Source organism: Venatorbacter sp. C2-1, from assembly GCF_022832715.1.
Lineage (GTDB): Bacteria > Pseudomonadota > Gammaproteobacteria > Pseudomonadales > Oceanobacteraceae > Venatoribacter > Venatoribacter alkanivorans.
Map to the genome: position 1 here is coordinate 3,618,394 of NZ_CP094879.1, position 25,419 is coordinate 3,643,812.

The 25,419-nt window shown below is 52.0% G+C and carries 20 protein-coding genes; 6 read left to right on the forward strand and 14 right to left on the reverse strand.

Annotation, left to right across the window (positions count from 1 at the left end; genetic code table 11):
* Nucleotide 1 precedes the first annotated feature (1 nt).
* From MT343_RS16210 to MT343_RS16220, 3 genes are all read right to left on the reverse strand, one after another.
* Complete coding sequence (locus MT343_RS16210) at nucleotides 2–1,642, reverse strand: ShlB/FhaC/HecB family hemolysin secretion/activation protein (RefSeq protein ID WP_145466506.1); 1,641 nt, start codon at nucleotides 1,640–1,642, stop codon at nucleotides 2–4.
* On the reverse strand, nucleotides 1,642–3,603 hold the full coding sequence (locus tag MT343_RS16215) for a filamentous hemagglutinin N-terminal domain-containing protein (RefSeq protein ID WP_145466507.1): 1,962 nt from the start codon (nucleotides 3,601–3,603) through the stop codon (nucleotides 1,642–1,644). The genes MT343_RS16210 and MT343_RS16215 overlap by 1 nt, the downstream gene beginning before the upstream one ends.
* A gap of 113 nt (nucleotides 3,604–3,716) precedes the next feature.
* Nucleotides 3,717–4,634, reverse strand: coding sequence for a DMT family transporter (locus MT343_RS16220; RefSeq protein ID WP_222428439.1), 918 nt, complete (start codon nucleotides 4,632–4,634; stop codon nucleotides 3,717–3,719).
* Nucleotides 4,635–4,747: 113 nt separating this feature from the next.
* On the opposite strand from MT343_RS16220, the gene MT343_RS16225 reads away from it, so the two are divergent.
* On the forward strand, nucleotides 4,748–5,650 hold the full coding sequence (locus tag MT343_RS16225; protein ID WP_145466508.1) for a LysR family transcriptional regulator: 903 nt from the start codon (nucleotides 4,748–4,750) through the stop codon (nucleotides 5,648–5,650).
* 125 nt (nucleotides 5,651–5,775) lie between these two features.
* On the opposite strand, the gene MT343_RS16230 is transcribed toward MT343_RS16225, so the two are convergent.
* The gene (locus MT343_RS16230) at nucleotides 5,776–6,312 is read right to left on the reverse strand and encodes a hypothetical protein (protein WP_145466509.1); all 537 of its coding nucleotides are present in this window, start codon (nucleotides 6,310–6,312) and stop codon (nucleotides 5,776–5,778) included.
* Between the two features lie 309 nt (nucleotides 6,313–6,621).
* On the opposite strand from MT343_RS16230, the gene MT343_RS16235 reads away from it, so the two are divergent.
* Together MT343_RS16235 and MT343_RS16240 are read left to right on the forward strand one after the other, a co-directional pair.
* Complete coding sequence (locus tag MT343_RS16235) at nucleotides 6,622–8,250, forward strand: NAD(P)/FAD-dependent oxidoreductase (RefSeq protein WP_145466510.1); 1,629 nt, start codon at nucleotides 6,622–6,624, stop codon at nucleotides 8,248–8,250.
* A 4-nt stretch (nucleotides 8,251–8,254) separates the two neighbouring features.
* A complete protein-coding gene (locus tag MT343_RS16240) occupies nucleotides 8,255–9,010 on the forward strand; it encodes a TrmH family RNA methyltransferase (RefSeq protein ID WP_145466511.1) in 756 nt (251 codons plus the stop codon).
* A 57-nt stretch (nucleotides 9,011–9,067) separates the two neighbouring features.
* On the opposite strand, the gene MT343_RS16245 is transcribed toward MT343_RS16240, so the two are convergent.
* A complete protein-coding gene (locus MT343_RS16245) occupies nucleotides 9,068–11,401 on the reverse strand; it encodes a M48 family metallopeptidase (RefSeq protein WP_145466512.1) in 2,334 nt (777 codons plus the stop codon).
* 271 nt (nucleotides 11,402–11,672) lie between these two features.
* Nucleotides 11,673–12,536, reverse strand: a complete 864-nt coding sequence (locus MT343_RS16250) for an SDR family NAD(P)-dependent oxidoreductase (RefSeq protein ID WP_145466513.1) — start codon at nucleotides 12,534–12,536, stop codon at nucleotides 11,673–11,675.
* A 506-nt stretch (nucleotides 12,537–13,042) separates the two neighbouring features.
* Between MT343_RS16250 and tkt the strand changes: the two genes are divergently transcribed.
* Together tkt and MT343_RS16260 are read left to right on the forward strand one after the other, a co-directional pair.
* Complete coding sequence (tkt, locus tag MT343_RS16255) at nucleotides 13,043–15,031, forward strand: transketolase (RefSeq protein WP_145466514.1); 1,989 nt, start codon at nucleotides 13,043–13,045, stop codon at nucleotides 15,029–15,031.
* Nucleotides 15,032–15,145: 114 nt separating this feature from the next.
* Complete coding sequence (locus tag MT343_RS16260; protein WP_145466515.1) at nucleotides 15,146–17,158, forward strand: peptidase U32 family protein; 2,013 nt, start codon at nucleotides 15,146–15,148, stop codon at nucleotides 17,156–17,158.
* A gap of 48 nt (nucleotides 17,159–17,206) precedes the next feature.
* On the opposite strand, the gene MT343_RS16265 is transcribed toward MT343_RS16260, so the two are convergent.
* Nucleotides 17,207–17,782, reverse strand: a complete 576-nt coding sequence (locus MT343_RS16265) for a LemA family protein (RefSeq protein ID WP_145466516.1) — start codon at nucleotides 17,780–17,782, stop codon at nucleotides 17,207–17,209.
* A 32-nt stretch (nucleotides 17,783–17,814) separates the two neighbouring features.
* Entirely contained in the window at nucleotides 17,815–19,086 is a 1,272-nt protein-coding gene (locus MT343_RS16270; RefSeq protein WP_145466517.1) for a DUF3137 domain-containing protein, read from the reverse strand.
* A 208-nt stretch (nucleotides 19,087–19,294) separates the two neighbouring features.
* Between MT343_RS16270 and MT343_RS16275 the strand changes: the two genes are divergently transcribed.
* Nucleotides 19,295–20,263, forward strand: a complete 969-nt coding sequence (locus MT343_RS16275; RefSeq protein WP_145466518.1) for a substrate-binding domain-containing protein — start codon at nucleotides 19,295–19,297, stop codon at nucleotides 20,261–20,263.
* 25 nt (nucleotides 20,264–20,288) lie between these two features.
* Here the strand turns inward: MT343_RS16275 and MT343_RS16280 are convergent, their stop codons facing one another.
* The 6 genes from MT343_RS16280 to alc all read right to left on the reverse strand — a co-directional run bounded on the left by MT343_RS16280 (nucleotide 20,289) and on the right by alc (nucleotide 25,266).
* A complete protein-coding gene (locus MT343_RS16280; RefSeq protein WP_145466519.1) occupies nucleotides 20,289–21,464 on the reverse strand; it encodes a urate hydroxylase PuuD in 1,176 nt (391 codons plus the stop codon).
* Entirely contained in the window at nucleotides 21,464–22,765 is a 1,302-nt protein-coding gene (guaD, locus tag MT343_RS16285; RefSeq protein ID WP_243989420.1) for a guanine deaminase, read from the reverse strand. Before guaD ends, MT343_RS16280 begins: the two co-directional genes overlap by 1 nt.
* A complete protein-coding gene (locus MT343_RS16290) occupies nucleotides 22,762–23,280 on the reverse strand; it encodes an ureidoglycolate lyase (RefSeq protein ID WP_145466520.1) in 519 nt (172 codons plus the stop codon). Before MT343_RS16290 ends, guaD begins: the two co-directional genes overlap by 4 nt.
* Before the next feature lie 11 nt (nucleotides 23,281–23,291).
* On the reverse strand, nucleotides 23,292–23,651 hold the full coding sequence (gene uraH / locus MT343_RS16295) for a hydroxyisourate hydrolase (protein ID WP_145466521.1): 360 nt from the start codon (nucleotides 23,649–23,651) through the stop codon (nucleotides 23,292–23,294).
* Nucleotides 23,652–23,713: 62 nt separating this feature from the next.
* Nucleotides 23,714–24,223: a 2-oxo-4-hydroxy-4-carboxy-5-ureidoimidazoline decarboxylase gene (gene uraD, locus MT343_RS16300; RefSeq protein ID WP_145466522.1), complete on the reverse strand. Its 510-nt coding sequence runs from the start codon at nucleotides 24,221–24,223 to the stop codon at nucleotides 23,714–23,716.
* Nucleotides 24,224–24,270: 47 nt separating this feature from the next.
* On the reverse strand, nucleotides 24,271–25,266 hold the full coding sequence (gene alc, locus MT343_RS16305; protein ID WP_145466523.1) for an allantoicase: 996 nt from the start codon (nucleotides 25,264–25,266) through the stop codon (nucleotides 24,271–24,273).
* Between the last annotated feature and the right edge of the window lie 153 nt (nucleotides 25,267–25,419).

Consider the following 25,419-nt stretch of genomic DNA (forward strand, 5'->3'; position numbering starts at 1 on the left):
TTCAGAACAGTTTCAGTCCGACATTCATTGAAAAAATATTCTGCCCGGCGAATTCCTGCCGGGATTGTACCAATCTTGCCCACCAGAGATCGGCGGTTAACCGGCTATAACGATATCCTGCTCCGGCACCTGCTCCCATGCCATTTTCAGCATGATCAGCGGCTAATTGCCGCACATAGCCATAATCAGAAAAAAGCCGAAAGCTCAGGCCATTTAACCATTCTTGCTGACCGCCAAACCATGCCGACAAACCGCGCCCTGAGACCGAAAGAGTGTTCTGCATGTAAAACCCACGATCTCCGGATGCAAATGTTGTATCACTGCCACGCACACTGCCTGCATCTCCAAGATGAATCTGTTCTGAGCTGTACAAAGAGTCATCGCTATACTGTCCGGCAATAACCGTTTGCAAGGAAAAAAAAGAAGACAGCGGGACACCTATTGTCAGGCGGATGTCCTGCTTCTGAAATCGGGCAAGAGGACTGTATTCTGGAGCAGAACGCTCATCTTGTGTTGCTCCAAAAAGCCCCGTCCCCTGAACGTGACCAAATTCACCACTGAGATACCCCCAGCTACTGTTTCTGGAATAGTTCATAGCTACCCGTACAGGCACCAGTTTCTGTGGCGTCAGCTGAACCCCCAGAATATGACGTTCTGAACGACGTACGGTAAGAGAGGTCAGCAACCCAATACGGGTAGAAGTATTACGATAAAATAAATACCTGCTGTTCAATGAAGAGGTATTCGATTGACCAAACAGGTCGGTATTCTCCGGCAGAATATTCAGGTATTCAGAGTAGCTGTGTGATGCATCAAAGCTCCACCAGCGATAGGGAAAGCCTCCGCTTAGTGTGACAGCATTGGTGTTGGTGCTGGTAATAAGGTTCAGGGATATGTTGTCATTAATACCCAACAGATTGTCGGCTTCCAGTCCCAGCCGGGTTTTCATTTTTCCGGTATCTTCCTGACCATCATTGGATACGCTGATATCACTACGAAATTCGTCATCTGTCTGATTAACAATCTGAACGTGAGTTGAGCCTGTTTTCTGACCCGGCCAGAGCTTCATTTGAGCATTCGCTGAAGGCACCCGATTAATCTGATCCAAAGCCTGTTCAATTTCAGGAAGCCTTAGATGTTTTCCCCAGGCAGGACTCATTGCCCACCAGAGCTTCTGACGATCTTCACTACTGTTATTGTTAATGGAGATAGCTTCAACATAACCCTCTATAACAACCAGCTCCAATGTACCGGATGTCAAATCCTGAGGTGGGATATAAACGCGGGAAGTGATGTAGCCAAGGTCAATATACTTGGCAGAAAGCTCCTGCATAAGTTGATTAATTGCATCTTTACCAAGGCATTTATTCCGGTACTTTTCAACCGATTCCCCAACATCGGATTCAGAAAGAATACTGTTACCGGAAATAACTATCTGGTTTACCTGAAAACAGGCATCATTTTCTGGCACAGAGGCGAACTTAGGAGCAGGCTGATAAGCATCCTGACGCTTATTCAGGCGTTCGATTTCATCCTGACGCCTTTTATCTTCCAGATACTTTTCACCGACCTCCGTCACAGGATCCGCTGCGTATACAAAAAAGGGGATTATTAGCAGAGCCAGATGCAGTAAATATTTCATCAGAAAACATCGACCCCGAGTCCGATCCGCCTGCGCAGGAGTAATTCCTGAGTGGTCGGTTCACGAACGATGGCATAGCTCCCATTAACATCCAAAGCGCTTTCAACTCGTCCGCCGACAATCTGTAATTCGCTGCCGTCTATATTTAAGCGCCCCATATTGGAGATAACGGCTCCCCCCTGATCAACAGCCACCCAAAGGGCATCATTTTTCAGAAGTAGTCCACGTAAGCCTTTATTCCGGGTAAGAACATCATAGACCTCAATGCCTTCGGTTCGAGAGTCCGGTGATGTCAGAGATACATCGCCAAGCGCTTGCAATACACCGCCACGATTAAGCAACTGTTGGTTTGCCGTAATATCCAGTGTTGTGCTGGCCTGTATATTTCCGCCCAATAACTCGACATCAGATCCGCCACGCTCATCGCAACCGCCCAGATTGCAACGACTGGACATCCAGGCTTTACCAACGATAGCAGCCTCGTTGGTAAAAACATCGGACGTTATATTGATGCTGCCGTCATTTGCAATAATATCGGCACCAAGCCCATGGTATTCATCTGCTGTAATAGCAATATTACCTTGTCCTGCCAGGATCTCAGATGTAACCCTGCCGGCTTCCGGCTCGCCGAAGCGGATTTCCCGCTGACGCTCCCGCTCTCTCTGCAGAAAAGCCGTATACCAAAGACGCTTCCCCTCTCCGTCTGACGATACAATCAAGCCTTGTGAATCAAACGAATCAATCAGTACTTTATTCTCAAATAAAGACGCCGTGATATTGAGTCCTGCATTGGCGACCATACGGCTGCTGTGGCTGTATAAATTTTCACTGTTCAGTTCAAGATCCTGTAACGAAAATAAAATGCTTCGTTCTTCAGCACTGCGTGATAACAAACGGATGTTATCATTGGCGGTCAGCCGCAAAGCAGCTTGTTCTGCCTCAGAAGAAGAGTTGGCACTGACCAGAGTAGATTCCAGATGGATGCTGGACTCAGAATTGAGGTGAACAGAGGAATATTGTGATTCGATTGTATTCTGCTTGCCGGAATCTGCACGACTATATATATCACCCGCCTTGATACTTAATGCAGAGGCAGACTTGATATCACCGGACAATTCCACTTTACCATCGGCCTGCAAAGTAAAGTCATTAGCACTGGCGTAAAGGTTACCCGCCGCTTTAACACCAGCCCCAAGGTCTGTAACCATCAACTCAACCCGGGAGGAATAAAAGTTTGCGCTACTACTGATATCAATAGCAATGGCAGTAGTCTCTCCAGCCCCCGGTGTCATTATCGATGCAACCCAACCTCCTGCTGGGTCTGCAACAGACAGACCTGACGCAAATTCATGAGTACCAGCACCAGCCCGAATGCTGAGTTCCGCAAATGCGGATTCGTCGTCATTATTAATATCCCCGACCGCAGTCAGGCTTCTGGACAGCAGTTCAAGGCGATTCAGACTGCCGGACAAACCAGCCTCTCCGATAGCAATATTGCCGCCATCGACGGTTACGACCGGATTCTGATACGTTGAGCCAAACGCATCGGTACGCTGCTGGTAACCTACCTTACCGGTGGCCAGTGCCAGTGAAGCCATGTTGAATACTTCTGCACCGTTGACCGAGATACCGTTGGGGTTAGCAAGAATAACGTGCGCCCGGGTTCCCTGAACCCGGAGCTCTCCGTTAATGGAGGAAGGGAGCTGACCGGTAACTTCATTAATAATGGTGCGGGCGCCCGCAGTACGGTTGTTTAAAATGGCACCATTGCTGCCAACATCAAACCTTGTATAACGATTGTGGCTGATTCGGTCTGCGTCGGCTGGTGCAATATCAACCACCTCACGCTCACGTGAGTCAAGACTGACAGACGTTGCCGTGCTGCCATCGGGCACTATTTCTGCGTGCGTAAAGACCGCCAGGCCGGCGATAAGCGTGAATTGAGCTCCCTGCTTAAGCAACGCAACATCCTCTGTGCAAAATTCAGCCAAAAATGAGCGCGAATCATAGCTCAGAAAATGATTTTTTCAATATTTCTCACGTTAAACATAAGGACAAGTCAGATACCACGACCTCACCGCCCTAATCCGGCCTCCGCTTTCCGTGCAGATGGTAACGCCACCTTACCGTTAAACACCAGCACTCCGCACAACACCAGCACCAGCCCCCCAACCTGTAACGCATTAGGCATAACGCCCAGTATCAGACTGACCAGCAAGGTAAAAACCGGTACGAGGTTAAAGGCGATGGCTGATTTATCCGGCCCTAACTGCTGTACGCCTTTCAGCCAGAACACATAGGCCAGCACCGAACCGCACAGCCCCATGTAGAACAAAATGCCATGTGATTTCAGCGTCAGCTGCGGAATCGTCAGCTGCGGCTGTTCAACCACCAGCGCCAGTAAAATCAACGCCACGGCACCAATACTGACCGTCCAGCGGGCAAACTGCAGCGGCGGAATATGCGGTGCGTATTTTTTCGAGCCCACGCTGTACAGACTCCAGACCAGACAGGCCAGCAACATCCATAAATCACCACTGGCAACATTCAGCTGGCTGAAATCACCACCGGTAATAACCAGACTGACGCCGATAAAAGCCAATATCATTCCGGCTATCTGCACCGCTTTCATGCGGGCATTCAGCAGCACCACAGATAACAGCACAGACACCAGCGGCGACAACGCCATAATCAGCGCGGCGTTAAGCGGTGTTGTGCTGTGCAGGGCGATAAAAAACGCATAGTTAAAACCGAACACACCAAGAATACCGAGCGGCGCAAGTACCAGCGCATCACGCCACTGTAACTGCGATTCTGCTTTCCCCGACCACCAGCGAAACAACCAGAAAATAACCAGTGCAATAAAGAAGCGTTCGGCGGCGGCCGTCAGGGGCGGCACAACGCCGGCTATTTCATGAGCAGCATTAAAATTACTGCCCCAGAACAGGGTGCTGAAAACAATCAGTAACCAGATGCTGGCATTTGAATTCACAACAAGACTCCGGATAAAAACTGCGACCCGGTATGGATCGCCGATACAGGGATTAGCCTATTGATTTCATATATGTTAATAAATAGCGACATCTGGCAACTTAAATTCCATAAATGAAATCAAGATTCTCTCTGGATGATCTCTGGTTATTTCAGCAGGTGGTACAGCATGGCGGTATCGCTGCTGCTGCCACGGCCACCGGCATTCCACAGGCAACCCTGAGCCGTCGCCTGAAGGGGTTAGAGCAGACACTGGGAGGCCGGTTACTGGAACGCAGTGCGCATTATTTTTCGCTGACCGAGTTGGGCGAACACTATTACCAGCGTTGCACACCACTGCTGGCCGAGCTGCGCGAGATCCGTAATCAGCTGGACGATCAGCACACCCGTCTGTGTGGGCGCCTGCGTATCACCGCGCCGGTCAGCATGACGCAAAGCTGGCTTGGCCAGTGCTTCTTTGCCTTTATGCAGCAGTATCCGGGGATTCAGCTCGATCTGGTTCTGTCCAATCAATATGAAAACCTGATCGAACAACATATTGATGCAGCTTTCAGGGTCGGAGAGCCACGCGACAGCAGCTGGATTGCCCGACCGGTATGGTCTACCCGTATGACACTCTGCGCATCCGCACAGTACCTGGCAAACGCGGAACCGGTCAGCCATCCGCAACAACTGCATCAGCATCCGCTGTTGGCTGCCTACCCGATCAATGAATGGTTGCTGCAGAACAAACGCAACCAGGAGTATTTTCGTCTGGCTCCACAATCACGCCTGCGCGTTAACGATATTGATGTTGCCGCCAACGCCGCCAAAGCCGGGCTCGGCATTGCCCTGATTCCAACCTACTATCTGGCCAGCAACACATCGGCCGAAGGTTTACAGGCGGTATTACCCGATTGGCAAGGGCAGCAGCGACCGGTCTACCTCTATTACCGCGACCGCGATGTAATGCCGGCACGGCTTAAGGCGTTTACTCAGTTTGTGCTGGAGTGGGTAAGTCACCAGCCGATGCCCTGACAGGTGTACCGGCTGGCAAACAGATAAATGCTGATACAAACGGCATTTAATGAGGGCCTGTTAATGGATATCAGGGGCTGTTAACACTAATTAAACAGGCCCCAGAGCCCGGGGAAAGGAACGGATCAGAAGCCTTCCAGATCGCTCACCAGAACACTGGCAATCACTTCCAGATCGCGCGGCTCATCTTCATGGTCCCACTTACCGACACCAACTTCAGCATTCACCAGGGCATCGGTAAAGCCGCCAAATTTCGTTGTGGCCTTGGCAAAAGAGCGGGAACCCAGACGTTTGGAGCCATGATCAACATAGATACTGCCGCTGAATTCCGGCTTAGCGATTGCGTCGCCGTAGCTGAACTTACGGAAGTAGTTCAGTTTAACCGTTGTGCTCAGACCATCTGCCGCATTTTCGATGTAAGTAATCGCGTTATTTTCCTGCAGCAGACGAATCATGTCGGCACGTACGGTTTCGGCGATTTCAGATTCTGTCAGATAGCCCTTTGGTTGCTTGGCCGAATCCAGTCGTACCTCAACCTTAACCGCTGAAATCACCAGCGGTTTATTACGATATTCCTCAGAGCCTGCACTGTACTGGAAGGTCGAAGCACAACCGGCAAGAAACATGGCAGCAACCGCCAGAAAAGCCGCTTTAATATTCATAAACAAACAAGTCCTTTTTAAGGTATATGGAGGCGCGGATAATACGGTTTTTTCAGTTGCCATTCGCCGCACTTTTTGCCGAAAAGCGGGCTGCGTCACAATCCATTTACGTCCCGAAGGATACAGATCAAAATAACGTCAATCCCAAGCCTGCATAGCCTCCACGGTCAAACCAACCACCTGAAAGTCACCCTCTGCAGACCTCCGCAGTATCTCTGCCAATAGGCCAATGCCTGCACATCGGTTAGAATAGCGTCCTGTTTACCCCCGTTTCCCAACCTCTGCCGGAGTCACCGGCCAGGAAGTCTTATGATCCGTATTACCGAACTTGCCCTGCCCCTTGATCACCAGCAGGAAGCGCTGCGCGCGGCCATCCTTGAACGCCTGAACATTCAGGATGCCGACCTGCTGAACTTCACGGTATTTAAACGCAGCTACGATGCGCGTAAGAAAAACACCGAGATCAAATTTGTGTACATCATTGATCTGGAAGCACGCAACGAAGACCAGCTGCTGGCGCGCTTTGAAAAAGACGTGCATATCCGCCCGGCGCCGGATACCAACTACTACCCCGTCGGCCATGCCCCGGAAGGTCTGAGCGAGCGCCCGGTAATTATTGGTTTCGGTCCCTGTGGTCTGTTTGCCGCGTTAACACTGGCGCAGATGGGCTTTAAGCCGATCGTGCTGGAACGCGGTAAAGAAGTACGTCAGCGCACCAAAGACACCTGGGCACTGTGGCGTAAGAAAACACTGACGCCGGAATCCAACGTGCAGTTTGGTGAAGGCGGTGCCGGTCTGTTTTCCGACGGCAAACTCTACAGCCAGATCAAAGATCCGAAATTTTACGGCCGCAAAGTCATGCACGAGTTTGTCCGTGCCGGCGCGCCGGAAGAAATCATGTACGTCAGTAAGCCGCATATCGGTACCTTCCGTTTAACCGGAGTGGTATCGACCATGCGCGAAGAAATTAAAAAGCTCGGTGGCGAAGTGCGCTTTGAAAGCAAGGTCACTGAAATTCTGCGCAATGAAGATGGCCAGACCGAAGGTGTTGTACTGGCTGATGGCGAAGTAATTCACAGCCGTCATGTGGTGCTGGCGCTGGGTCACAGCTCGCGCGATACCTTCCGTATGCTGCATAAAAAAGGTGTGTACGTCGAAGCCAAACCTTTTGCTGTGGGCTTCCGTATTGAACATCCGCAATCGTTAATCGACCATGCCCGCTTAGGTAAATACGCCGGTCACCCGGAGCTGGGTGCCGCCGATTATAAGCTGGTCTATCACGCTAAAAATGGCCGTGCGGTGTATTCGTTCTGCATGTGCCCCGGCGGTACCGTGGTTGCTGCCACGTCCGAGCCGGGCCGTGTGGTTACCAATGGTATGAGCCAGTATTCCCGTAACGAGCGCAATGCCAACTCCGGTATTGTGGTCGGTATTAATCCGGAGCAGGATTTCCCCGGCGGTCCGTTAGCCGGGGTTGAGCTGCAGGAAAAACTCGAAGAAAAAGCCTACGAACTGGGTGGCAGCGATTATTGCGCACCGGGCCAGCTGGTCGGTGATTTTATTCGCGGTAAAGATTCCAGCGAATTCGGTGAAGTTGAGCCGTCATACAAACCCGGCGTTAAACTCGGCAGCCTGTATCCGTCACTGCCTTCCTATGTGATTGAAGCCATCCGCGAAGCTCTGCCGGAATTCGGCAAACAGATCCGTGGCTTCGACCGCGACGATGCGATTTTAACCGGTATCGAAACCCGCACCTCATCGCCCGTCCGTATCGCCCGTGACCGCGACTCTTTGCAGAGTGTGAATACCAGAGGTTTGTATCCGGCCGGTGAAGGCGCAGGTTACGCCGGTGGTATTTTATCCGCCGGTGTCGATGGTATTAAAGTTGCCGAAGCCGTGGCACTGGATATGATCGCCCAGGCCGGAAAACAGGGCTGAAGCCATGAAAGTTGATGACGTTAAAAAACTGCAGCACAGAAAATACCGTGAAGAACTGCACCACTTTTTAGTGGAAGGTGAGCACCTGATTCTGGAGCTGCAGAAAGCAGCGGCGACCCAGCCACACCTGGCACAGTCGCAGCTGTTTATTACCGAGCAATATCAGGGCTGGGTGGCGGAGAATATCAGCCTGAATCTGCGCACCACAGTCGTCGGTCATAAAGCCATGAGCCAGATGTCCGACACCAAAAGTCCGCAGGGCATTATTGCCGCCGTGCCTTTTGCGCCGGCGAGCAGCGCCCACCCGGCCGTTGCACAACCAGCAAAAAACGAACGCGCTGTTTATTTATATGAAATTCAGGACCCGGGCAATTTAGGGACGATTTTGCGCACCCTCGCCTGGTTTGGTGGTTTCCGTTGTCTGCTCAGTGCCAACAGTGTTGACCCTTACAACCCTAAGGTTGTGCGTTCCAGTATGGGGGCGATTTTCCACGTCGCGCTGGAGCAATATGTGGCACTCGAAGTGGTGGCCGAACGCTATACCCGCATTGCCTGTCTCGATATGCAGGGCAAGGCGTTAAGCGACAGCAGCTTTAAAGAGTTTGATTGCTATGTATTCGGCAACGAAGCCCGCGGCGTGCCGCGTGAACAGCTAGAAGCCATGCAGGCTCAGCCGTTTACCATTAACGGCAGTGGCGCGATTGAATCGCTGAATTTAGCTTCAGCAGTGAATATGTGCGTGTATGAACTGGTGCGCTGACGGGGTTTAATTATTATTTATGTTGGCCAGAGAACGTCTGGCCAACATAAAACAGGCCTACGCGGTCAGCAGACCACCATAAATAGTCCCGCCAACAATGGCTCCGGCCACCAGCAAACGCGCCAGCGATGGCATCACGCCATGGGCCAGCTGGAAGCGGTTCCATAAATCCAGTTTACGCTGCAGCTGATGTTCAGCACCGGGCAACAGCACCGGATAATAACCGGCCAGACCACCGGCTTTAGGTGCCTGCAGAGTGTTATCCACCGCATCCGGTTGCTGCACCGACTGCGCCAGATAGCGCTCGGTCACAATGACATCTTCCAGCAATAAACCGCTCATATGCTCCAGTAAACCGGCAATGCCACCCATGCGCTCATAAGCCGCCGGACACCACTCGTTCCAGTTCTTTTTATCGACATCGGGTAAGCCCAGTTGCGGGTTCTGTTCCTGCCAGTTTTCCACCCCCAGTGCTTCGGCCAGTTTATCGGTCAGCTGCATATTAAACAGTGCGGCAGACACTTCGGTCATACAATCCTGTACCGCACGGGCAACATTGAGCATGCGGCGTTTTTCAAAAAAGCCGATCTGACCATCGGCAGTAATCACCGCCCAGGTATTGCCCAGCAACGCCTGTTCATTACGCACCACCGCCGCCAGATGCTCGCAGGAATGCAGCAGGCTGAGCAGGCCATGCAGATAAGCTTCCCAGCCACGGCCAAGTTCGGCAGCGGCCTGCAGATGCGCGCGGTGACAGCTGGCATCGTGTTCCTTTAACACCTTCGTCAGTTCCGCACGCTCCAGTGACAGCTGATCCAGAACCTGTGGAATATCGGCTTTCTGCACTTCCTCTCCACGATGGCGAATCACGCCGCCGGAAGGTTTCAGATCTCCATCCTGCAGGGCTTTTAATGTACTGATTTCACTTTCCAGACTGCGCGCGGCGGCCAGCTGTTCTTTTAATTCCAGCGGGTAAACCTTGCTCAGAGACTGAACTGCCGTGGCCTGAATGCTGCCGCTTTCCAGCAACTCAGCCAGCGAAGAAAAATTACGCATCACATCGCGGTTAAGGTAATTGCCACGATATTGCGGATCTAATGAGCTGTGCGAAAAGTGCCTCATGACCGCATCGTCTTCCGTCACGGCTTCCAGCTCATCCTGTTTTTCGGCGTTATAAAAACTGCTGCTGATTTGCGCACGCAGAACATCCGGCTCGGCAAAAATTTCCCAGGCGCTGCGCGGATCAATGTCTGCAGCAATGTAACGTGCCTTGGCATTATCTTCGCGGTCACGGTTGGCCGGGTGTGTTGCCCACATTTGTGGCGGACGTGCCATCGACTCGGTAAACACCCGGTGGCTGGCAGCGTTTTCCGGCTGATCCACCGGCGCAGGTACACCATACTGCGGATCGTCGAGCACTTTGCGCATGGCTTCCATGGTAATTTTCTGAGCGTTGAATAAATCGCTTAAGCGCTTACCGGAACCGGCCTCAGTCTGAGCAACATTCAGCGCCGTCTGCCAGGCATGGTCTGCAGCCTGCAATTTATGCAAAGCATTAATTAAGGCATCGCTGCCGGTTACGGAGACAGCCACCAGATCGGCGTTAAATTCCATTTCGCGGCTGAGCGCGCGCTCGGCCATAATCACCAGACGGAACATGGTGTCGACCACCGCGCGGATCGACCAGATAATCAGCGACAACAACCAGCCCAGCCAGGCAATACGCAGATCGGTACGACCCAGACCACGTACCAGATTATCCAGCCAGTCACGGGTGGCCAGCATATGGCCAATAATCTGCTGTGCGATATACACCCAGCGCCCTACCAGCATCGAACGCTGGGCAAAATGGCCAAATTCATGGGCCAGCACTGCTTTTAATTCACCCAGCGTTAATACATTCACCAGTCCCAGACCAATAATCAGATTCTTTTTCGACGGGAAAATCAGGTTCAGTAACGACAGATCATAAAAAACAGCGGCATTAACCTCTGGTGTCAGAAATACCCGGTGCGGACGTGGCGCGCCGATTTCATCCGCCAGACGATAAATAAAAGAAAATAATTGCGGCTGGTCTTTTTCGGTAATTTCGATCCCCTGCGGGTCTCCGGATTTACGCACTGCAAACAGTGATTTACCGATAAATAAGGTAAGCAAACCGGCGCAAACCGTAATCGTCAGCCGCAGCAGGTCAAAACCCCAGTCCTGCAGATGCACAACACCATTAAAGGTAATCACCGCAAAACAAATACCCAGTGCGATATACCCCAGCATAAACAACATCAGACCAGCCATCGCCAGCCAGGCCTGACGCTGATAGGAACCGCGGGGTTTGGTCAGATCCGCCGGAACCTGCTGCGGACCAGCGGGATAAAGTACAGGTGTTTCCATTAACAACCTCCTTGTTAAACGTGCCATATGGCGAAGATGAAGCGGTCTGCTGTAAAGCTCACTCCTGAAAGTGAGAGGAATATTATCAGCACGGGCCAGACATCAACAAGAAAGGCTGAGCGGTTTTGTGAACGGGCCTGAGAAAAAAGGAAGGAGAGAGCGGCTACGCTGTGCGGAAGAAGAAAAAGAGCGGAACAATAAAAAAAGCGAAACAATAAAAACGGGAGGCAGGCCTCCCGTTTTTCTTAATGCTCAGAGCACCGCATCGTTATCAGGCGTTTTTCGCCCGTTGCGCGGCTTTTTTCGACTGCAGCTGTACAGCTTTGGTGAAAATCCACTGATAAGTGGCCGGCAGCATACGCACCAGCAGGTCAAACATACGCGCATCCGGGCCAATCAGAATACGGCGGCTGTTTTTACGCACACCATTGAGAATGGTCTTGGCGGCTTTATCCGGCGTGGTGATAAACAGCTTTTCAAATTCTTTGGTCGCTTCTTCTTCAGATGTACCTGTTACCTGTGCACAGCTGGCATCCATACGCGCAGATTTGGCGATATTGGTTTTAATGCCGCCCGGGTGTACACAGCTGCAGCTGACCGGAGAGCGGGAGATTTCCAGATCCTGGCGCAGAGATTCGGTCAGTCCGCGCACCGCAAATTTACTGGCGTTATAGCCGCTCATTAATGGCTGTGACGCCAGACCAAAGATACTGGAGGTGTTAATAATATGGCCTTCGCCGGCCGCTTCCAGATGGGGCAGGAATGCCTTGGTGCCATACAGCACGCCGTTAAAGTTAATGTCCATAATCCACTGGTAATCTTCCAGACTCAGAGCACCCACAGTACCGGACAACGCCACACCGGCGTTGTTGAAAATCATATTTACTTTGCCGTGCTCGCGGGCGGTTTTATCGGCCCATGCGTAGACCGCTTCACGATCTGACACATCGAGAATATCGGTGGTTACTTTAACCCCATAGCCCTGCAGCATCTGTGCAGTTTCTTCCAGACCTTTGGCACTGACATCGCTTAACGCCAGATGACAACCCTGCTGCGCCAGATTAATGGCCAGCGCACGACCAATGCCCGAACCTGCACCGGTAATCGCCGCTACTTTATTTTTGAAGTCTTTCATCTGAGTCTCCTGTGCCTGCCTGCTGCGGCAGTCTGCTGGCGGTTACAACCACCGGCTGTTGTTATTTTAGGTACTATTTTAAGTGTTATTTTCAATACTCTGGCCTGCGCGACGGCGGCTGTTGCTGTCGCAGCGGTTACTGCGGTCGCCGTAGTGAGGCGCACAGTGTGTCAGAACTCCCCCTGATTTTCCGGGTTCAACTCAGCCAGATTCGGGCGGCAGAGTTGCAGGATATAGCCGCAATCTACCCCTGTTTACACCGCTAACCCCCGCTTCTGCCCACTGGTTCTGCCGCTTGCCAGCCCCTGAGTGCGGCTCAGAGGCCGGTACGACAGAAAAGCCCGCCACGAAGTTGTCATAATCCGCCGTTCCGGCCCCCTTCGCCATTGCTGAACACCGGGATCTGCGCGACAATAGCGCCCCTTTTTTAACCCGCTGAATCCGTTGCGGCGCATATCCGCTTAAGTAACGGCAGCAATACAGAATTCAGATTCAGGAGTCGTTACATGACATCTCGTACCGAACTGGCGAACGCCATCCGCGCACTGAGCATGGACGCCGTACAGAAAGCCAAATCCGGTCACCCGGGCGCCCCTATGGGCATGGCCGATATCGCCGAAGTACTGTGGAACGACTACCTCAAGCACAACCCGAACAACCCTGAGTGGGCCGATCGCGACCGTTTTATCCTGTCCAACGGCCACGGCTCCATGCTGATCTACTCCCTGCTGCACCTGAGCGGCTACGATCTGTCTATCGACGATCTGAAGAACTTCCGTCAGCTGCACTCCAAAACTCCGGGCCACCCGGAATACGGTTACGCACCGGGCATTGAAACCACCACCGGTCCACTGGGCCAGGGTATTGCCAACGGTGTGGGTATGGCGCTGGCCGAAAAAGTACTGGCCGCCCAGTTCAACCGTGACAAGCACAACGTGGTCGATCACCACACCTATGTTTTCATGGGTGACGGCTGCATGATGGAAGGTATCTCCCACGAAGCCTGCTCTCTGGCCGGTACTCTGGGTCTGGGCAAACTGATTGCGTTCTACGATGACAACGGCATTTCCATCGATGGTGAAGTCGAAGGCTGGTTCACCGACGATACCGTTAAGCGTTTTGAGTCTTACGGCTGGCAGGTGATCCCACGCGTTAACGGCCACGATCCGGAAGAGATCAAACAGGCCATCGAAACCGCCCGCGCCAACACTGAGCAGCCAACCCTGATCTGCTGCAAAACCATCATTGGTTTCGGTTCACCGAATAAAGAAGGCAAAGAAGAATGCCACGGCGCCCCACTGGGTGACGACGAAATCGCCCTGACCCGCGAGCGTCTGGGCTGGAAACACGGCGCCTTCGAAATTCCGGAAAACGTTTACGCTGGCTGGAGCGCGAAAGAGAAAGGTCAGGCCGCAGAACAAAGCTGGGACGAAAAATTCGCCGCTTACGCTGCCGCTTACCCGGAACTGGCTGCCGAATTCAAACGCCGCGTAGCCGGTGATCTGCCTGCCGATTTCTCTGCTCAGGCACAGGCTTATATCGAAGAATGTCAGGCCAAAGGTGAAGTGGTTGCTTCACGTAAAGCCTCACAAAACACCCTGAACGCCTTTGGCCCGCTGCTGCCTGAATTCCTCGGCGGTTCTGCTGACCTCGCCGGTTCCAACCTGACACTGTGGAAAGGTTGTCAGGGCGTAAGCGAAACCGATGCCTCCGGTAACTACGTATTCTACGGCGTACGTGAATTCGCCATGAGCGCGATGATGAACGGTATCGCCCTGCACAAAGGTTTTGTACCTTACGGCGCCACCTTCCTGATGTTTATGGAATACGCCCGTAACGCCGTGCGTATGGCCGCGCTGATGAAGCAACGCTCTATCTTCGTTTACACCCACGACTCCATCGGTCTGGGCGAAGACGGCCCGACGCACCAGCCGGTAGAACAGGTTGCTAACCTGCGTAACACCCCGAATCTGGAAACCTGGCGCCCATGCGACACCGTCGAAGCAGCCACCGCCTGGAAATCGGCGATTGAGCGTAAAGACGGCCCAAGCGCGCTGATCTTCTCCCGTCAGAACCTGCAGCATCAGCCACGTTCTGCCGAACAGGTTGCTGCCGTTGCCCGTGGTGGTTACATCCTGAAAGATTGTGCCGGTACACCGGACGCCATCATCATCGCCACCGGTTCCGAAGTGGAACTGGCGACCGCTGCCGCCGCACAACTGGCCGGTAAGAACGTACGCGTTGTCTCTATGCCGTGTGCTGAAGTGTTCTGCAAGCAGGGCGCTGAATACATCGAATCGGTACTGCCTGCGTCTGTGTCTGCCCGCGTTGCGGTAGAAGCACTGCACAAAGATTACTGGTACAAATTCGTTGGCCTGAACGGCAAGATCATCGGTATGGACACCTTTGGTGAATCTGCACCGGCGCCACTGCTGTTTAAAGAATTCGGTATTACCACCGAAGCGGTGGTCGAAGCCGTAAACAGCCTGCTGTAAACGGCGCGGCCGTTAAGGCTGCCGCCACACCATTGCCGGACTTTTGCATTATCAGGCAAAGCTCCGGCAATTTTATTTCCGGCTCTGAAAAATTGGTGAATTCCCGGTACTGCCATGCTGAAAAAACACCAGCTCGAACTGTTAAGTCCCGCCCGCGATGCGGCCATTGCCAAAGAAGCGATTCTGCACGGTGCCGATGCGGTGTATATCGGTGGCCCCGGCTTCGGCGCACGCCATAACGCCAGCAACTCGGTGGCTGATATTGCCGGCCTGGTGGAGTTTGCCCGTTTATTCCACGCCAAAGTATTCGTCACCCTGAACACCATTCTACACGACGACGAAGTCGAACCTGCGCGCCAGCTGATTCACCAGCTGTACGACGCCGGTGTCGATGCGTTAATCGTGCAGGACATGGGCGTGCTGGAAATGGATATTCCGCCGATCGAACTGCACGCCTCCACTCAGTGTGATATCCGCCGGCTGGAAAAAGCACAGTTTTTATCCCGCGCCGGTTTCTCGCAAATTGTTCTGGCACGGGAACTTAACCTCGCTCAGATTAAAGAAATTTCCGACAGCGTTGATGCCGCCGTGGAGTTTTTTATTCACGGTGCGCTGTGCGTGGCATTTTCCGGTCAGTGCAATATTTCCCACGCCCAGACCGGACGCAGCGCCAACCGCGGTGACTGCTCACAGGCCTGCCGCCTGCCCTACACCTTAAAAGACGAAAACGGTGGCGTGGTCGCCTACGACAAGCACCTGTTGTCGATGAAAGATAATAATCAGACCGCCAATCTGCGCGATCTGGTGGATGCCGGCGTCCGTTCCTTCAAAATTGAAGGACGCTACAAAGACGTCAGCTATGTAAAAAACATCACTGCCCATTACCGTCAGCTGCTGGATGATATTCTTAATGATCGTCCGGATCTGGCGCGTGCTTCCAGCGGTTATACCGAACATTTCTTTGCCCCGAACCCGGATAAAACCTTTCACCGTGGCAGCACCGATTACTTTGTCAGTGAGCGTAAAATTGATATCGGCGCCTTCGATTCGCCTAAATTCGTTGGCCTGCCGGTCGGTGAATTAATTGGTGTTGGCAAGAGCGAACTAACCGTACAGACCGATACCGAACTCACCAACGGCGATGGCCTCAACGTGCTGGTCAAACGCGAAGTGGTGGGCTTCCGTGTGAATAATGTTTACCCGATTGCGGATTTTGACCTGGAGAATGATCAGGGTGAAATGCAGCACGTCTGGCAATACCGCGTAGCACCCAACGAAATGCCGGAAGAATTAAAAAAACTGCGTTTACCGGCAAAGCTGAACCGTAATCTGGATCATAACTGGCAGCAGGCACTGCTGAAAAAATCCGCCGAGCGCCGCGTGCTGGTTAACTGGGATATTCAGGCTACACAGGATGCTCTGAGCGCGACACTTACCAGTATTGAAAATGGTAGCGAAAAAGGCAGCAGCGTAACGCTGACATTAAAAGGTCCGTTCGAGCCTGCCAACAACGCAGAGAAAGCACAGCAGCAACTGCAGGATACCTTTGGCAAACTGGGTAACACCATTTATCACGCCGACCGGATTCAGATAAACGGCGAGGCCTGGTTTATTCCCGGCTCGCAGTTAAAAACCCTGCGCCGCGATGCCATTGATGCACTGACCGCCGCCCGTATTGCCGCCCATCCGCGCGGACAGCGCAAGGCCGTCAGTGAACCCGCGCCTGTTTATCCGGACAGCCAGCTGACCTTCCTCGATAACGTTTACAACGAAAAAGCCCGTGCCTTTTATAAACGCTTTGGCGTTGAACTGATTGAACCGGCCTACGAAGCGCATCAGGAAACGGGCGATGTGCCGGTCATGATCACCAAGCACTGCCTGCGTTTTTCTTTTAACCTTTGCCCGAAACAGGCCAAGGGCGTTACCGGGGTGATTACCAAGGTCAAAGATATGCAGCTGGTTAACGGTGACGAGGTATTAACCCTGAAGTTCGACTGCAAACCCTGCGAGATGCATATCATCGGAAAGATGAAGAATCATATTCTCAGCAGCCCGCAACCCGGCAGTGTGGAAAGTGGTGTTGGCTTTTTTGATCCGGCGAGTCTGATTGTCAGCAGCAGAGACTGACTCATAAAAAAACCGGCTAATAGCCGGTTTTTTTATGTTTAATATAGGTCAGAGGTTAGGCTTATAGTCAAAACCATCTTGCGCCTCAGCATCGGTAAAACTCTGTACCGGCTGCTTGTGGTTCAGTAAAGAGTTCACCAGTGAGCCGGGGAACATCTGAATCGCATTATTAAACTCTTCAACATTACGGTTAAAGATGCGCAGCGCAGCACCAATCTGCTCCTGCTGCTCCGATATTTCTGCCATCAGTTTCATATACAGATCAGAAGCCTTCAGCTCCGGATAAGCCTCGACAGCCACTTTAAGTCCCTGCAACAGACTGGCCGTATGTCTTTCAGCCTCAGCCAGCCTGACGGTATCAGGTGCGGCAGATGATTGCTTACCAAGCTCGTCAATGCTGTTACGCAGACGGGTAACATCCGCCAGAACACTGCTTTCATGCAGTTTGTACTCTTCAACCAGCTTTTCAACATGGGGAATAATTTTATTCTTCTGCCGCTCCTGGGTCAGAACCGAAGCCCAGGCACGGTCAACGGCATTAAACTTTCCAATAATGCCGTTATAGATAACAACCACAGCGACCAGCAAAATCACGGGTAACAGTAAAAAATAAAAATCGCTCATAAAGCCTCCATCAAGGCGTACCGGACGCCCGGTTAAAGTTGAAAATTGTTGTCAGTCAGGCGCATCAGGTTGTGTATCTGAAACAACAGGCCATTGAGCTTTTCAAGCTCATCGTGTTTAGCAATTTCGCTGGCAAATTCAACGGGACTTTCCAGATTATAAGTGCGCTTATGTTCCAGAATATCGTCGTTGCTGAAAGCAAAACAAAGATCGCCACCGGCGTTTATTTCCAGCACAGGACGTGAGTACTCAGCCGCGATCGCTAGCATTGCTTCAATCACAGCGGGTGATAAAAAGCGCGCCGCTACAATCTCTTCATCAGCCCGGATGCTGAATACCCGGTTAAATTCATTTGACGCCGTCGTGTACTTTTCACCACTGAAAGATATGCCGCTGCCAGCGTTAAGACTCAGCCCTCTGGAAAACGGGAAGTGCAACAGCAGGCCATGACGGTAATAGCTGTTTCTTACTACCCGGGTACGGGTATTCCCCTTGGAGTCGGTGTAAGTTTCGCTACGACGGACAACATAATGAAAACGGTAGAGGCGGTAATCAAAACGATGCAGCTCGCCCTCATAATGTCCCTGATACAGGTGCTGAATTTCGCGCAGATCATTGCCGCGGATAAATTCCTTAAACTGCTGACCCAGCTCTTTGGCTTTCTCTTTCCCGTTGAAAGGCAAAGCCTTCAGGCCGTTATTAAACAGAATATCAAGCAGACTGATCCGTTCTGACAGCGGCCTGCGCCAATGCTTACGCTGATACAGACGCCAGCAGACAATGCCACCGATAACCAGCAGCAACAACGGCAACCCCACTTCAGAAGAGGCAAAGCCGCCACCGGAAACAAGCAGCGTCAGTGTTTGCAACCCTTCCCAGTAAACCAGCCCCCAGAACGGCATCAGCACCACAACCAGAGTTATTCCGCCGGCGGCGGCCATGCGTTGCGCCGGCGTTTTAAAGTATCTGGATAAAAAGCCTGCTTTTCCTTTTTCCTCACGCCAGAGCTGCCAGAAAACAACGATTGCTACCGGTAACCAATACTGGCTGTAGTACAGAACAACACTGAGAAAATAATCAAACTCATAGGGCAGACTCCGGCTGAAAACACTGTAGAGCGCCAGCCCGCCTAACCCCATAAACAGCAAGCCGATCACCTGCCAGGGCTTATCTTTGTAATCCAGAGGGCCCGGATGATGTTCCAGCGAGCGGATCGTAGCGACCAGATCATGCTGGCTGGTCGCAGCTTCAATTTTTTCCTTCAGGCGGGTGATATTGGCACTCACCTGCTGGTTGTGCGTCATAAACGATCCTTAACGTTCCTATATAGCTCCGCCATTTTATCATTACTGAGAAGTAAGACAGTAAAATCAGGTTACAGTAATGAACGATACACGCCACATTACCCCTTTTAAAAACATGGTTTTATTAGCATTAACGAACTCTGTTCGGACTGGTAATCCGTAGCGGAATACGCTATCAGATACACGGGAGTGCTAATGGAGAGCGTTAATGTCGACACGGAAGATATGCCTGCTGTTTATCTGTTTGCTATCACACAGCGTCATCGCTGATGGCCGGGAATTCGCCCTGATTGCCAAAAGCACCAGCGATCAGAACTTTATTGAAGTCTGGCGTGGCTGTGAGGCTGCAGCACAAAAAAATAGCGATCATTGTGTATTGCTCGGCCCGGAGCAGGAAACCAGCGCCCGTATTCAGGCTAAAGCCATCGAAAGTGCAATCAATAGCCGGCGCTATAGCGCCATGGCAATATCGGTGACCAAATCGGATGTTATTGCGCAGGCCGTATCTCAGGCAATAATTCCGGTCATGACTTTTGATTCGCCATTCGCTGAGCGAGAACAAAATCTGAGCCTGAGCTATGTCGGCACCGACAACCAACAGTTCGGGCGCGATCTCGCCCGTCAGGCAAAAGCAATTTACCCCAATGGCGGTTCTGTATGTTTAATGACCGCGGAACACGATACCAATCTCGCTTTGCGGGTTCTGGGTATAAGACGCGAACTGAGCGGCAATCCGGCATTGATCGACGCTCAGCCGTTGCGTGGTGAGGGTGGCTGGTATGAGCCGGAACGTTGTCTTTGGGACAGCGGCGACAGCAACAAACGCGCATTAGCTGAAATACGTATCAGCCTGACTGAAATTAAACCCGATGTATTTCTGTCTGTTGGCAGCTGGCCTCTGATTGATCCCCAGGCATACCAGAACATCCTGCTGCCTTTTCAGGAAAACCTGAGAAAAAAGAAGCCACTGATCATTATCGGAGTTGGCAAAGTACTGCCCGAATACCACCAGCTGCGGCAGGAACAGCTGGTGCACTCATTGGTCAGCATCGACTTTTTCCGTATTGGTGAGCTGACCTATAAAAATATGCTCAACAGTATCAATAAAAAACCGCTGAAGGCGGTTATCTATACACCGAACACCATCATCCCGCCCGAGCCAGAACGTTCCAATTAAAATACTGTGCCAGGGCCTGTTAACACTAATTAGCCTGCAGCCAGACAATCAACTGCGCCCGCTCGTCTTCAGTCATGGCAGTGATATTGGCCAGTGGCATATAGCCGGTTTGCAGTGCGCTGAGCATACGGTCCTTGTACTGCAGAAGTTGCGCTTCAGACTCGAGGATAATACCCGCCGGCGGCGTTTTAAACATATCACTGGTCGGAGATTCCGCGTGACATTCGGCGCAACGCAGATGGGTAATATGCAATGCCTGGTCGGCATTAATGACGCTACCTACCGTTGCAACCGGTTTGGGCGCCATCCAGAAAGCCAGAGCAACAGTAAGAATAAAGGCGCTGATTAAATAACCCGGTTTTACTCCGGCACCCTGGGTTTTTAAATTCAGGAAATGACGCACCAGACCGGTAATTACCGCAATCATAGCCAGTACCAGCCAGGCATATTCATGGCCATAGGTCATCGGATAATGATTACTGATCATGATAAAGACCAGCGGCAGGGTCAGGTAGTTGTTATGGGTTGAGCGTAGTTTGGCCAGCATAGCATAACGCGCATCCGGGGTTTCACCGGCAGTTACCGCACGTACCAGTTCACGCTGCGACGGCATAATGCCGAAGAACACGTTACCGGCCATAATCGAGCCGATTAAAGCACCGACATGAATATAAGCCGCACGGTCAGCAAACAGCTGATCAGCCATCCAGGCCATAAACACCAGAAATACAAACAGAACAGAAGCAAAGCCTTTATTGCTGTTGCGCAATGGGCTTTTAATCAGCAATTCATAAACCGCAAAACCCACGGCCAGAAACAGCAGACTGCTGCCAATAGCCGCCGCCGGTGAAAATGCCACCTTGGCCGGATCAATCAGATATTGCTGCGCACCCCAGTAATACATCACCGCCAGCAACGAAAAACCGGTCAGCCAGGTGGTGTAGGCTTCCCACTTAAACCAGTGCAGATTAGCCGGCATCACCTGCGGCCCGAGCTTGTATTTCACCACCTCGTAGAAACCACCACCATGAATGGCGGATAACTGGCCTTTAATACCGCGCGCTTCATTTTCGTCGCTGGGTTTTTCCAGGCTCAGATCGAGCCAGACAAAATAAAAGGATGCACCGATCCAGGCGATACCGGCCAGCACGTGAAACCAGCGCAGAAAAAGATTCAGCCAGTCAAAGATATAGCCTTCCATTAATGGGCCTCCGGCTTGGTCCAGACCGAACGGCCGGCAACGAAGGTTTCGCGTACTGCACGGTCATCGCCGAGGATCATCAGGCTGAACAGGGTTTCGTCCAGGGTTTTACAGATTGACTGACGACGCTTCATCAGATCGGTACCCGCCAGATCCAGCACAACAAAATCGGCTTCTTTACCGCTTTCGAAATTACCGATTTTATCGTCCACCGACAGCGCTTTAGCGTTACCCAGCGTCATCATATAAAAGGCGCGTTGCGGCGCCAGTTTACTGCCTTTTAACTGGCAGATTTTGTAGGCTTCATTCATGGTTTGCAGCATCGAAAAACTGGTACCACCGCCGACATCGGTTGCTACGCTGACGTCCACCGGGAACGGCTGATCATCCAGCTGGAATAAACCACTGCCGAGAAACAGGTTCGACGTCGGGCAGAACGAAATTTTGCTGCCGGTTTCGCTCATACGCTGATAATCCTCAGCATCGAGGTGCACACAGTGCGCAAATACACTGCGTTCGCCGAGCAGGCCGTAATGATCGTACACATCCAGATAGCTTTTACGCTCCGGGAACAGCTCTTTTACAAAAGCAATTTCATCCAGATTTTCCGCCAGATGGGTCTGCATATAAACACCCGGATTATCGGCCATCAGTTGTCCCGCCGCCGCCAGTTGTTCCGGCGTGGAGGTAATGGCAAAGCGCGGGGTAATGGCGTAAAGCTGACGGCCATTATTATGCCAGCGGTCGATCAGTTCCTGAGTATCAGCGATCGAGCTTTCTACCGTATCGCACAACGCTTCCGGTGCATGACGGTTCATCATCACCTTGCCGCAGATCATACGTGTATTCAGGCGCTGACTGATTTCGAAAAAGGCATCCACCGCACTCTTATGCACAGTACCGAACACCAGTGCCGTAGTCGTACCGTTTTTCAGCAGTTCCTGCAGGAAAAATTCCGCTGCATTATTGGCGACGTCGGTGTTGGCGAAATTCACTTCCGTCGGGAAAGTGTAATTATTCAGCCAGTCGAGCAGCTGCTCGCCGTAGGAGGCAATCACATCCACTTGCGGATAATGAATATGGGTGTCGATAAAGCCCGGCATAATCAGGGCATTATCGTACTGAGTCACGTGGATATCCGGATACTGAGCCAGCATGGTGGCGGCATCGCCACAACCAATCACGGTGCCGGCATCGGTGTCGGTGATCAGCAGACCATCGGCAAAATACTGGGGAGTCTGTTCATCGAGGAAATGCAGCACGCGTCCCCGGTAGCCCTGATAATTCATGTTCTTTCTCACAAGTTTATTCGGATATTCCAATCGTCCGGAAAGAAAAACTCTTCCAGATTATTGCCCGGACCAACGCGGTCGACGATCCAGAAATCACACACACGGTTTAATGCCAGCAACGGATGATGCCAGCAATTGGCTTTGTAATTCACGCCTTCCTCACCACTGGCGAGAAACAGCTTAAAGCTGGATGGGTCTGGCACCTCATCGCCATTAACAATATGGCTCAGGCATACCAGCACCAGATAAGGTTCATCCGACGACGGCAGAAATGCCTGACTGCCCAGTGGATGACGTTCCATCATGCCAATGCTCATCGGCAGGGTACGTGGCTGGGCGCGGAAAATACTGATAATACCCTGCCCGCTTTGTGGCTCTGCCCCCACGGTAACCTGCGCCAGATTATGGTAACGCTCGGTGGTGCCGTTATTAATCATAACCGGCTTACCACGCACGCTCACCAGCTCACCGAAGGGCGCAAAACTTTCGGCGGTTAAAGGCTCAGGTTGCAGAATTAATTCCATCACTGAATTCCTCAGGAACCACGGTAAGTCGAGAAACCATTGGCCGACAGCAACAGCGGCACGTGGTAGTGCTCGGTTGGCGTATCGATTTCAAACAGGATATCCACCTGCGGATACAAAGTGCTCAGACCCTGTGCGGCATAATAGGCCCCGGTCGCGAATTCCAGTTTGTACAGTCCGGACTCACGCTCACGGGTTCCCAGCCAGTCAATAATACGGCCATCTTCGTTGGTCGCGGCACTGGCCATGCTTTGCCATTGCGGGTCAGCAACAGAAGCGGTTGCTGATTTAAATAAACGCACCTCAACCCCAACCGCCGGACGGCCGCGCTGGGTGTCGAGGATATGCGTGGTAATTACACTTTTACTCATTATTACTCCACGGCATTGTTATACCTGCTACGTTCGCAACAATCTGACAGCGCCTTATCTGTTCAGACTAAGCCAAGAATCTTTTTAATGCGCAAATCGGTAATCATCATCTGATTCTCAGCGGCATTACGGATTTCCTGCTCACGGCTGTTCGGCAGTCGCTGCTCCAGCAGTGCCAGCATCTGCCCGGCACTCTTGCCGGTGGCAAATACGATAAAAATAAAGCCAAACTTTTCTTCATAGGCACTGTTACCAGCCGCCAAAGCCTCCAGTACGGCCTCGGTCGCACCCGTTGCTCCGCTCTGTTCGTGCGAGGCGATGGCTTTGGTATTGGCGTATTTAGCGCGCAGTGAGTTTACATCACCGATTTTCGGATGGGCGGTAAAAGCCTGCAGAAAATCAGGCTCTTCCATTGCCCACCAGAATTCATCCGCCTTCTGCAGCAGCTCATCCACCGAGGCATAGGGGCGCGCGGCAACCACTTTTTCCACCCAGCGTTCTGCCGCACAGCAACTGGTAAAGGCGGCGATGGCCTCCGCCACCGTCAGGTTATTCAGTTCATCGAGTGTCATTGGGCATCCTTCAGGAATCCATTATTTATCTGTATTCAGAAAACCGACTATTTATCTGTGTTCAAAAAACCGAACACGCGTAAACGGCTGATACCGCCATCCGGGTACATATTCAGTTTGATATGAGTAAAGGTCTGCTCGCCACTGATCACTTCGTCTTTGTAGAAATGTTCGGCATCGGCCGTCAGTTTCTCACGTTCAATCACTGGTACCCACTCAGAAGTTTCCTGCGGATGCTCACCTTCCGGCATGGTAATGCCCAGCAGTGAGAAACCATCCGGATAATTACCTTTAAAGTGCGCGGTATCGACCACGACTTTTTTAATGCTGCCGGTACCGGCCAGCTTAATAATAATCCAGTCGCATTCACGGCCACCGCGACGACGCTTGGTTTCCCAGCCGTCTCCCATATTGACGCCACGGTCGGGCATGATCAGGTTGCTCATCGAGCTGAAGAACATATCGCTGCACTCCACCGGGCGCGCACCGTTTTTAACGAAGGCCAGATCCACAGGCTCACCCGGCAGGAACCAGTTACTGTCCATCACCGCTTCGCCGTACACACGTAAACGGGCTATGCCACCATCGGGGAAACTATTGATACGCAGGTGAGTCCACACACCAGCGGAATCACAATCAATAAAATTATTGCTGTCCGGATTTACGTCCTGCTGCGCGACGATCATGGTCCACTCAGTGCTGTTATCCGGTGCTGTTTTGCTGTTACAGGCTTCAATCGATACCTGCTTCGGCGCGTTACCGGCAAAGTGCGTAGTGCATACGTTAAAGCCCTTGATGCGGCCCTGGGTTCCCAGTTTAAGAATGGCCCAGTCGTAACCGGCAACACGCTTACGGCGGCTTTCCCAGCCATCCATCCATTTACCGCGGTCGGTGTATTTACCGTCAATAAAGACCGGGGCTTCCGGCTTGATCAGGTTTTCCATTTCAGCAAAGAAATCATCACTGCAGCTCAGCACCTGACCGCCCAGACGACGGTTTGCCAGATCAATCCACTCACTGTAAGGATGCACTTCGTTTTTCATATTCTTCTCAACATTATCAGACGGATAATTCTGACGATGATCGGATCGTCAGGTTATTAGGGCCTGTCGACACTAATTAAACAGGCCTGTTATTGGCTAAAAATATCTCAAACAAGGCGCTGAGAGTGTGGTCTAACGGGTTAAGCGAACGAA

What these genes read in the sequence shown, in the direction of transcription:
- MT343_RS16210 (WP_145466506.1), bottom strand. Translation starts at nt 1,642, where the DNA reads ATGAAATATTTACTGCATCTGGCTCTGCTAATAATCCCCTTTTTTGTA.
- MT343_RS16225 (WP_145466508.1), top strand. Translation starts at nt 4,748, where the DNA reads ATGAAATCAAGATTCTCTCTGGATGATCTCTGGTTATTTCAGCAGGTG.
- MT343_RS16230 (WP_145466509.1), bottom strand. Translation starts at nt 6,312, where the DNA reads ATGAATATTAAAGCGGCTTTTCTGGCGGTTGCTGCCATGTTTCTTGCC.
- MT343_RS16235 (WP_145466510.1), top strand. Translation starts at nt 6,622, where the DNA reads ATGATCCGTATTACCGAACTTGCCCTGCCCCTTGATCACCAGCAGGAA.
- MT343_RS16240 (WP_145466511.1), top strand. Translation starts at nt 8,255, where the DNA reads ATGAAAGTTGATGACGTTAAAAAACTGCAGCACAGAAAATACCGTGAA.
- MT343_RS16245 (WP_145466512.1), bottom strand. Translation starts at nt 11,401, where the DNA reads ATGGAAACACCTGTACTTTATCCCGCTGGTCCGCAGCAGGTTCCGGCG.
- MT343_RS16250 (WP_145466513.1), bottom strand. Translation starts at nt 12,536, where the DNA reads ATGAAAGACTTCAAAAATAAAGTAGCGGCGATTACCGGTGCAGGTTCG.
- tkt (WP_145466514.1), top strand. Translation starts at nt 13,043, where the DNA reads ATGACATCTCGTACCGAACTGGCGAACGCCATCCGCGCACTGAGCATG.
- MT343_RS16260 (WP_145466515.1), top strand. Translation starts at nt 15,146, where the DNA reads ATGCTGAAAAAACACCAGCTCGAACTGTTAAGTCCCGCCCGCGATGCG.
- MT343_RS16265 (WP_145466516.1), bottom strand. Translation starts at nt 17,782, where the DNA reads ATGAGCGATTTTTATTTTTTACTGTTACCCGTGATTTTGCTGGTCGCT.
- MT343_RS16270 (WP_145466517.1), bottom strand. Translation starts at nt 19,086, where the DNA reads ATGACGCACAACCAGCAGGTGAGTGCCAATATCACCCGCCTGAAGGAA.
- MT343_RS16275 (WP_145466518.1), top strand. Translation starts at nt 19,295, where the DNA reads ATGTCGACACGGAAGATATGCCTGCTGTTTATCTGTTTGCTATCACAC.
- MT343_RS16280 (WP_145466519.1), bottom strand. Translation starts at nt 21,464, where the DNA reads ATGGAAGGCTATATCTTTGACTGGCTGAATCTTTTTCTGCGCTGGTTT.
- MT343_RS16290 (WP_145466520.1), bottom strand. Translation starts at nt 23,280, where the DNA reads ATGGAATTAATTCTGCAACCTGAGCCTTTAACCGCCGAAAGTTTTGCG.
- uraH (WP_145466521.1), bottom strand. Translation starts at nt 23,651, where the DNA reads ATGAGTAAAAGTGTAATTACCACGCATATCCTCGACACCCAGCGCGGC.
- uraD (WP_145466522.1), bottom strand. Translation starts at nt 24,223, where the DNA reads ATGACACTCGATGAACTGAATAACCTGACGGTGGCGGAGGCCATCGCC.
- alc (WP_145466523.1), bottom strand. Translation starts at nt 25,266, where the DNA reads ATGAAAAACGAAGTGCATCCTTACAGTGAGTGGATTGATCTGGCAAAC.